The 8,392-nt window shown below is 45.3% G+C and carries 7 protein-coding genes; all 7 read left to right on the top strand.

Annotated elements, in window-relative coordinates; genetic code table 11:
• The first annotated feature begins 280 nt into the window (after positions 1–280).
• Positions 281–1,072 carry a M48 family metallopeptidase gene (locus L865_RS0119750; RefSeq protein WP_028774813.1) on the top strand — a complete coding sequence of 264 codons (792 nt, stop codon included), beginning with the start codon at positions 281–283 and terminating at the stop codon, positions 1,070–1,072.
• 79 nt (positions 1,073–1,151) lie between these two features.
• The gene (bamJ, locus tag L865_RS0119745) at positions 1,152–1,769 is read left to right on the top strand and encodes a BamJ family beta-barrel-assembly machinery protein (RefSeq protein WP_028774812.1); all 618 of its coding nucleotides are present in this window, start codon (positions 1,152–1,154) and stop codon (positions 1,767–1,769) included.
• A 110-nt stretch (positions 1,770–1,879) separates the two neighbouring features.
• The gene (dapB, locus tag L865_RS0119740; RefSeq protein ID WP_028774811.1) at positions 1,880–2,692 is read left to right on the top strand and encodes a 4-hydroxy-tetrahydrodipicolinate reductase; all 813 of its coding nucleotides are present in this window, start codon (positions 1,880–1,882) and stop codon (positions 2,690–2,692) included.
• Positions 2,693–2,867: 175 nt separating this feature from the next.
• Positions 2,868–4,040: a glutamine-hydrolyzing carbamoyl-phosphate synthase small subunit gene (carA, locus tag L865_RS0119735; protein WP_157577674.1), complete on the top strand. Its 1,173-nt coding sequence runs from the start codon at positions 2,868–2,870 to the stop codon at positions 4,038–4,040.
• A gap of 28 nt (positions 4,041–4,068) precedes the next feature.
• Positions 4,069–7,290, top strand: a complete 3,222-nt coding sequence (carB, locus tag L865_RS0119730) for a carbamoyl-phosphate synthase large subunit (protein ID WP_028774809.1) — start codon at positions 4,069–4,071, stop codon at positions 7,288–7,290.
• Between the two features lie 245 nt (positions 7,291–7,535).
• On the top strand, positions 7,536–8,012 hold the full coding sequence (gene greA / locus L865_RS0119725; protein WP_028774808.1) for a transcription elongation factor GreA: 477 nt from the start codon (positions 7,536–7,538) through the stop codon (positions 8,010–8,012).
• 176 nt (positions 8,013–8,188) lie between these two features.
• Positions 8,189–8,392 (top strand): helix-turn-helix domain-containing protein (locus L865_RS0119720; protein WP_028774807.1); only part of this gene is annotated, 204 nt, incomplete at its 3' end.

Here is an 8,392-nt window from a genome sequence, read left to right as displayed (position 1 = left end):
TAAAACTCGCCATTCTGGCGCGTTTTTGGCTACCTACTTCTGCGTTGAATAACCTCACAAGGGAGCAACCATTGTTTCAGTTATTCGCCTTGAATTAGTTTGCCAAAAGCGCGCTGAGTAGATCAAATTCTTATACTGATTGGTATTAGCTTTGATGTGACACCTGTAAAGATAAGTGCTAAAAATAGGTAGTTGAATCACCCACCTATACTGGCATGAAAATCGAGCGCGATTAGTTTGCCAGTCACAATCAGTTCAAGGAATAAAGGAAGTCGAATTGATGAAAAAATATATGGTCAGTGTTTTAGTCGCGGGACTATTGTCAGCCTGTGCTACACATCAGTCGCCGACAGGTCGTGGGCAAACATTGCTGTTTTCACCGGCACAAATGGATAGCATGGGCGAAGCCTCCTTTAACGAAATGAAGCAGCAACAACCACTATCAAAAGATAAACAGGTTAATGCTTACGTTGAGTGCGTTGCTGAGCGGATAACCAGTATTCTTCCCGATAAATCGGCTAAATGGGAAGTGGTGGTATTTGATTCTGACCAGGTGAACGCCTTTGCATTGCCAGGTGGCCATATTGGTGTGTATACCGGCTTACTTAATGTGGCTGAAAACGAACATCAACTGGCGACCGTTATGGGCCATGAAGTGGCCCATGTGTTGGCGCATCACAGCAATGAGCAAGTTTCCCGAGCGCGGATGACGGGAATGGGCATGCAATTGGCCGATGCAGCCTTAGGTATGGGCGGTGTTAATAACAAAGAGTTATACATGGCAGCATTGGGGCTTGGTGCTCAAGTCGGCTATATCTTGCCTTTTGGCCGCGACCAAGAGAGTGAAGCGGATGTGATGGGGGTTGAGCTAATGGCCCGTGCCGGTTTTGATCCGGCCCAAAGTATGCAGCTATGGCAAAACATGGCTAAAGTCGGTGGCGAGCAGGGCCCCGAGTTATTATCGACTCATCCATCTCACGGACACCGCATTGATGATCTGCAAAAAATGCAGGCAAAAGTGCAACCGCTATATCAAGCCAGTCGGGCTCAGGTAAAAAATCGCTGTCAATGAATGGATTTAACGGGGATTTTTTCTGTAGATGTGATAAAATTCGGCGCGAAAATTCATTGAGTAGAAGAGTATTAACATTATGTCTGAGAAGTTCACCACTATTGAACAGCAAGCGAGCTATGGCGTTGGTCGTCAACTAGGTGAGCAATTAGCTGCTAACTCTTTTGAAGGTATTGATATTTCAGCTGTACAGCTGGGCCTATCAGATGCATTTGAAGGTAAAGAAAGCCAAGTTGCTATGCAAGATCTTCAAACTGCATTCACTGAAATCAGCCAGCGCATCCAGAAAGTGCAAGAAGAAGCGGCTGCTGCTGCCTCTGCTGAAGGTGAAACTTTCCTAGCGGAAAACAAGCAACGTGATGGCGTTGTGACTCTAGAGTCTGGCCTACAATATGAAATCATTACCGAAGGTAATGGTGATAAGCCAAACGCAGAATCAACGGTACGTACACATTACCACGGTACATTTATCAGTGGTGACGTATTTGATAGCTCTGTGCTACGTGATCAGCCTGCTGAATTCCCAGTTAACGGTGTAATCGCTGGTTGGACTGAAGCACTGCAACTTATGCCTGTTGGTTCTAAGTGGAAGCTATACGTACCACATCACCTAGCTTACGGTGAGCGTGGCGCTGGTGCTTCTATCCCACCATATTCGGCGTTAGTATTTGAAGTCGAATTATTAGATATTATCTAATTAAGATGCCTGAGCTAATAGCTCGGGCATTTTTTTGTAAACAATGAAAAGTGATGGTTAGCCCGCTTAGGGAGCCCATCACGACAAGCTAAGTAATGAGGGAGAAATCAATGAGTGAGCAAGTAAGAGTGGCTATTACTGGTGGCAGTGGTCGAATGGGCCGCACTCTTATTGAATCAGCCAAAATGAGCAGCAATATCTATTTAGGCGCTGCAATTGAACGAGCAGGTTCGACGCTTATCGGTGTAGATGCCGGTGAGCTGGCTGGTGTAGGTGCAATGAACGTATCTATTACTGACTCCCTTGATTTAGTGGTTGATGATTTCGATATTCTGATTGATTTCACTTCTCCTGAAGCCAGTGTTAAGCATACAGATTGGTGTGCGCGCAATGGCAAAGCTATTGTCATTGGTACTACGGGTTTCAATCATGCTCAAAAAGAGCAGATTGCCGCATATAGTGAGCAAACTCCAATTGTCATGGCACCTAACATGTCGGTAGGCGTCAACTTGATGTGGAAATTACTCGAACTCGCTGCTGAAGTGATGGGTGATTACACCGATATTGAGATCATTGAAGGTCACCACCGCCATAAGAAAGATGCTCCTTCTGGAACCGCACTAAAAATGGGTGAGGTGATAGCCGAGACATTGGGCCGTGATCTAGAAAAGTGCGCAGTATATGGCCGAGAAGGTATTACTGAAGAACGCTCGCGTGAAACCATTGGTTTTGCCACAGTCAGAGCGGGTGATATTGTCGGTGATCATACAGCGATGTTCGCTGATATCGGTGAACGTTTAGAAATTACCCATAAAGCGTCAAGCCGTATGACCTTTGCCAATGGTGCAATGCGTGCAGCCTTCTGGTTAGGCGATCAACACCCTGGATTGTACGATATGCAGCAAGTCCTTGGTTTGAAATAAAATTTATAAAAAACGCCTATTAGGCGTTTTTTTTTGAGTAAATTTTTTTGCTCAGAAGTACAATATCACTATAGACGGTTACCAGCTAAACATATAAAATCGGCGGAATTTGTCAAAATTTCGTATTTTAGCGAAAGTTGGTATTTTAACAAAACACAATAAACATTGAATTTCAATGGCTTGGCTCTTTCCGGAGGTCGCGTTGACAAAGTCTGCCTTACTCGTACTTGAAGATGGAACCGTTTTTTCTGGCACTGCAATTGGTGCCGAAGGGATGTCTGTTGGTGAAGTGGTTTTTAACACTTCAATGACTGGTTACCAAGAAATTTTGACTGATCCATCGTATGCTCGTCAAATGGTAACACTCACCTACCCACACATTGGTAACACTGGCACCAACGAAGAAGATACTGAATCTTCGTCTGTTCATGCTTGTGGCCTGATTATTCGTGATTTGCCGCTAATTGCGAGCAACTTCCGTAATCAACAATCGCTAAGCGAATACTTAACTGCAAATAATGTAGTAGGTATAGCTGATATCGATACCCGCAAACTGACACGTATTTTACGTGAAAAAGGCGCGCAAGCGGGTTGTATTTTAGTGGGTGAAGCGGATGAAGCCAAAGCGCTTGCAGCTGCAAAAGCGTTCCCTGGTCTTAAAGGCATGGACTTAGCCAAAGAAGTGACTACCCAAGAGCGTTATGCATGGCGCAGTGGTAGCTGGCGTTTAGTGGGTGGTTTACCTTCTGACACCCCTGAAGCTGAATTAAAATATAAAGTTGTCGCTTATGACTACGGCGTGAAGCGTAACATTCTACGCATGCTTGTTGACCGTGGTTGTGATGTGACAGTTGTACCCGCCAAGACCCCTGCAAGCGAAGTATTAGCGATGAACCCTGACGGGATCTTCCTATCTAATGGTCCTGGGGATCCAGAGCCATGTGACTACGCAATAGCGGCAATTCAAGAAATTTTAAAAACAGATATTCCTGTTTTTGGTATCTGTCTAGGTCACCAGTTACTCGCATTAGCATCTGGGGCGAAAACCTTGAAGATGAAATTCGGTCACCATGGTGCTAACCACCCAGTGAGCAACATCGAGCAAGGTAATGTGATGATCACCAGCCAAAACCACGGTTTTGCTGCGGATGAAGCAACGTTACCAGAGAACATCAAAGTGACTCACAAGTCTTTATTTGATGGTTCGTTGCAAGGTATTCACCTTACTGATAAGCCAGCATTTAGTTTCCAAGGTCACCCTGAAGCGAGCCCTGGACCACACGATGCTGCGCCGTTATTCAATCACTTTATCGAGTTGATTGAGTTGTATCGTAAGAACGCTAAGTAGTTACCTCATCCGGGAGAAGATTGAAGCAATGCCAAAACGTACTGATATAAAGAGTATTCTTATCCTAGGTGCTGGACCAATTGTGATTGGTCAAGCCTGTGAGTTTGACTACTCTGGCGCGCAAGCCTGTAAAGCGCTACGCGAAGAAGGTTATCGAGTTATTCTAGTTAACTCTAACCCTGCAACCATTATGACCGACCCTGAAATGGCTGATGCTACCTACATCGAGCCGATCCATTGGGAAGTGGTACGTAATATTATTAAGAAAGAGCGCCCTGACGCGATTCTTCCTACAATGGGTGGCCAAACCGCATTGAACTGTGCCCTAGAGCTTGAAAGCCGTGGTGTACTAAAAGAGTTTAATGTCGATATGATTGGTGCGACTGCTGACGCGATTGATAAAGCAGAAGATCGTAGCCGCTTCGATAAAGCGATGAAGTCGATTGGTCTTGAGTGTCCACGTGCGGGTATTGCCCACTCGATGGAAGACGCATATGGCGTACTTGATCAAGTAGGCTTCCCATGTATTATTCGCCCATCATTCACCATGGGTGGTAGTGGCGGTGGTATCGCTTACAACAAAGAAGAGTTTGAAGACATCTGTTCTCAAGGTCTTGAATTGTCGCCAACTAATGAGCTACTGATTGATGAGTCGCTAATTGGTTGGAAAGAATATGAAATGGAAGTGGTTCGTGACCGCAACGATAACTGTATTATCGTGTGTTCAATTGAGAACTTCGACCCTATGGGTGTACACACCGGTGACTCTATTACTGTTGCACCAGCGCAAACCCTAACCGATAAAGAATACCAGTTGATGCGTAATGCATCGCTTGCTGTATTGCGTGAAATTGGTGTTGAAACAGGTGGTTCAAACGTACAGTTTGGTATCAATCCAAAAGATGGTCGTATGGTCATCATCGAGATGAACCCACGTGTGTCTCGCTCTTCAGCATTGGCATCTAAAGCTACCGGTTTCCCGATTGCAAAAATCGCCGCTAAGTTGGCAGTGGGCTTTACCCTTGATGAGCTGAGCAACGATATTACTGGCGGTGCGACACCGGCTTCATTTGAGCCTGCTATCGATTACGTTGTTACAAAGGTGCCACGCTTTAACTTTGAAAAGTTTGCTGGTGCTAACGACCGTTTAACCACACAGATGAAGTCTGTGGGTGAAGTAATGGCGATTGGCCGTACTTTCCAAGAGTCACTACAAAAAGCACTTCGCGGTCTAGAAGTGGGCAAGCATGGTTTATGCCCGCATATCGACCTCGCTGATGCAGAAGCCCTATCACGTATCCGTCATGAGCTCAAAGAGCCAGGTGCTGACCGTATTTGGTATATTGCTGATGCATTCCGTGCCGGTTTATCAATTGATGATGTATTCGCACTGACAAATATTGACCCTTGGTTCTTGGTTCAACTTGAAGATTTGCTTAAGAGTGAAGCACAAGTTGCTGAGAATGGCCTTGCAGGTTTGAATGAAGACACTTTACGCCAGCTAAAACGTAAAGGATTTGCTGATGCACGTCTCGCTGCGCTAGCGGGTGTGAGTGAAACAGAAGTACGTAAACTACGTACTCGCTATGAAATTCGCCCTGTTTATAAGCGTGTTGATACCTGTGCGGCAGAGTTCTCAACCGATACCGCCTATATGTACTCAACTTATGAAGAAGAGTGCGAAGCAAACCCATCTAGCAATGACAAAATTATGGTATTGGGCGGTGGTCCAAACCGTATTGGTCAAGGTATCGAATTTGATTATTGCTGTGTTCATGCAGCGCTTGCACTACGTGAAGACGGTTTTGAAACCATCATGGTTAACTGTAACCCTGAAACGGTTTCTACCGATTATGACACATCAGATCGCTTGTACTTCGAGTCAGTGACCTTTGAAGATGTACTTGAGATTGTTAACATCGAGAAGCCTAAAGGCGTTATCGTGCAATATGGTGGTCAAACTCCACTTAAGTTAGCACGCGACCTTGAAGCGGCTGGTGTACCGATTATCGGTACTAGCCCAGATGCGATTGACCGTGCAGAAGACCGTGAGCGTTTCCAGCAAGCGATTGAGCGTTTAGGCATGAAACAGCCTGAAAACGATACCGTGACGACCGTTGAAGGTGCCGTGATTTCTGCTGAGCGTATTGGTTACCCATTAGTGGTTCGTCCATCTTATGTATTGGGTGGTCGTGCGATGGAAATTGTTTACGACGAACAAGATCTACGCCGCTACTTCAATGAAGCTGTTAGCGTATCTAATGCATCACCGGTACTACTTGACCACTTCCTTGATAACGCGATCGAAATCGATATCGATGCGGTTTGTGATGGTGAAACGGTGGTAGTTGGCTCTATTATGGAGCACATTGAACAAGCAGGTGTTCACTCAGGTGACTCTGGTTGCTCATTACCGCCGTACAGCTTGAGCCAAGAGATCCAAGACCGCATGCGTGAGCAAGTGGGCAAGCTGGCGATGGAGCTAGGTGTTATTGGTCTGATGAATGTCCAGTTTGCGGTCAAAGATAACGAAATCTACATGATTGAAGTTAACCCGCGTGCCGCGCGTACTGTGCCATTCGTATCAAAAGCTACCGGTGTGCCTTTAGCTAAGATTGCAGCCCGAGTTATGGCTGGTCAAAGCTTGAAGTCACAGAACTTTACTCAGGAAGTCATCCCGCCTTTCTACTCTGTAAAAGAGGTGGTGTTGCCGTTTAATAAGTTCCCTGGTGTTGATCCACTATTGGGCCCTGAAATGCGTTCAACAGGTGAAGTGATGGGTGTGGGTGATACCTTTGCTGAAGCTTATGCAAAAGCTCAGCTTGGTGCGACTTCAGAAGTTCCTAAGTCTGGTCGAGCGCTGTTATCGGTGCGTAATAGCGATAAAGCGCGCGTAGCTGAACTGGCTGCCAAGTTAATCAAGCTAGGTTATGAGATTGATGCTACCCATGGTACTGCAGTGATTCTAGGCGAAGCGGGCATTAACCCTCGTTTAGTCAACAAGGTACATGAAGGCCGCCCACATATTCTTGACCGTATCAAGAATGGTGAGTACACCTACATTGTTAACACCACTGAAGGACGTAAGGCAATTGAAGATTCACGCCAACTACGTCGTGGTGCGCTGCGTTATAAAGTGAACTACACCACTACGCTAAATGCGGCATTTGCAACTTGCATGGCGCATGCTGCAGACGACCGTTCTAATGTTAACTCTGTACAAGAGTTGCATGAACGCGTAGCTAAGTAAGTTAACTGTCTTGATAAAAGGCCGCGTTGAGCGGCCTTTTTTATGGGCTATTTTTGCGTGTTTAACATTGAAAACAAGACAAAGCGCTAGTTTGAGCGACAAAATCAATCGCTGTCACAGTGATAAGATAGCCAAGTGCAAGATCTGTGTATAGAATAGGGTTATCCCAATTATTTGTTCCCAACTGGTTAAGTGACATTTACCGGTGGAGGATGCTTTTGTTTTAACGGAGACGAAAAAGCACTATGAATAAAGTCCCTATGACAGTTGTCGGAGCAGAGCAACTGCGTAAAGAGTTAGATCATTTAAAGTTTGAGAAGCGACCACAGATTGCAGAGGCTATCGGTATTGCTCGTGAACTTGGTGACTTAAAAGAGAATGCGGAATACCATGCGGCTCGTGAAGAGCAAGGCTTGGCTGAAGCACGAGTGCGTGATATTGAAGGTAAGCTCTCTCACGCACAAATCATCGATGTCACAACGATGGAAAACAATGGCCGAGTTATTTTTGGTGCAACAGTCACTATTTTAAATATTGATACCGATGAAGAAGTGACCTATCGCATTGTCGGTGAAGATGAAGCTAACATCAAAGAAAACTTGTTGTCAGTTAGCTCACCGATAGCTCGCGGGTTAATCGGCAAAAACTTAGATGATGAAATCTCGATTGTGACCCCTGGTGGGACCAATGACTTTGAAATCACTAAAGTGGAATATATTTAGTGTAAAGCGATGTTAGGTTGTGAAAGCCAGCTAATCCTAGCTGGCTTTTTTATTACTGCAGCCTTCAGGGTTATCGACACGGGTGGGCCAACAAAAAAGCCACTGTCTAGGCAGTGGCTTTTCTGTATTAATCTGTGTCCCGTCCTGAGATAAGTTGACACTTTGGAGACTTATCTATGAAACCTTCAAGCACAATTAGCATTAAACGTACACAACGTGATTACACATTAGGCTTTAAATTAGCCGTTGTCAGTCAAGTAGAAAAAGGCGAGCTAACCTATAAGCAAGCTCAACAGCACTACGGTATTCAAGGTCGAAGTACGGTCCTTACATGGTTAAGAAAGCATGGTAGATTAGACTGGACGCAACCCATGGAGCAC

The organism is Shewanella waksmanii ATCC BAA-643 (assembly GCF_000518805.1).
GTDB lineage: Bacteria > Pseudomonadota > Gammaproteobacteria > Enterobacterales > Shewanellaceae > Shewanella > Shewanella waksmanii.
This window is presented reverse-complemented; position numbering and strand designations above follow the sequence as displayed.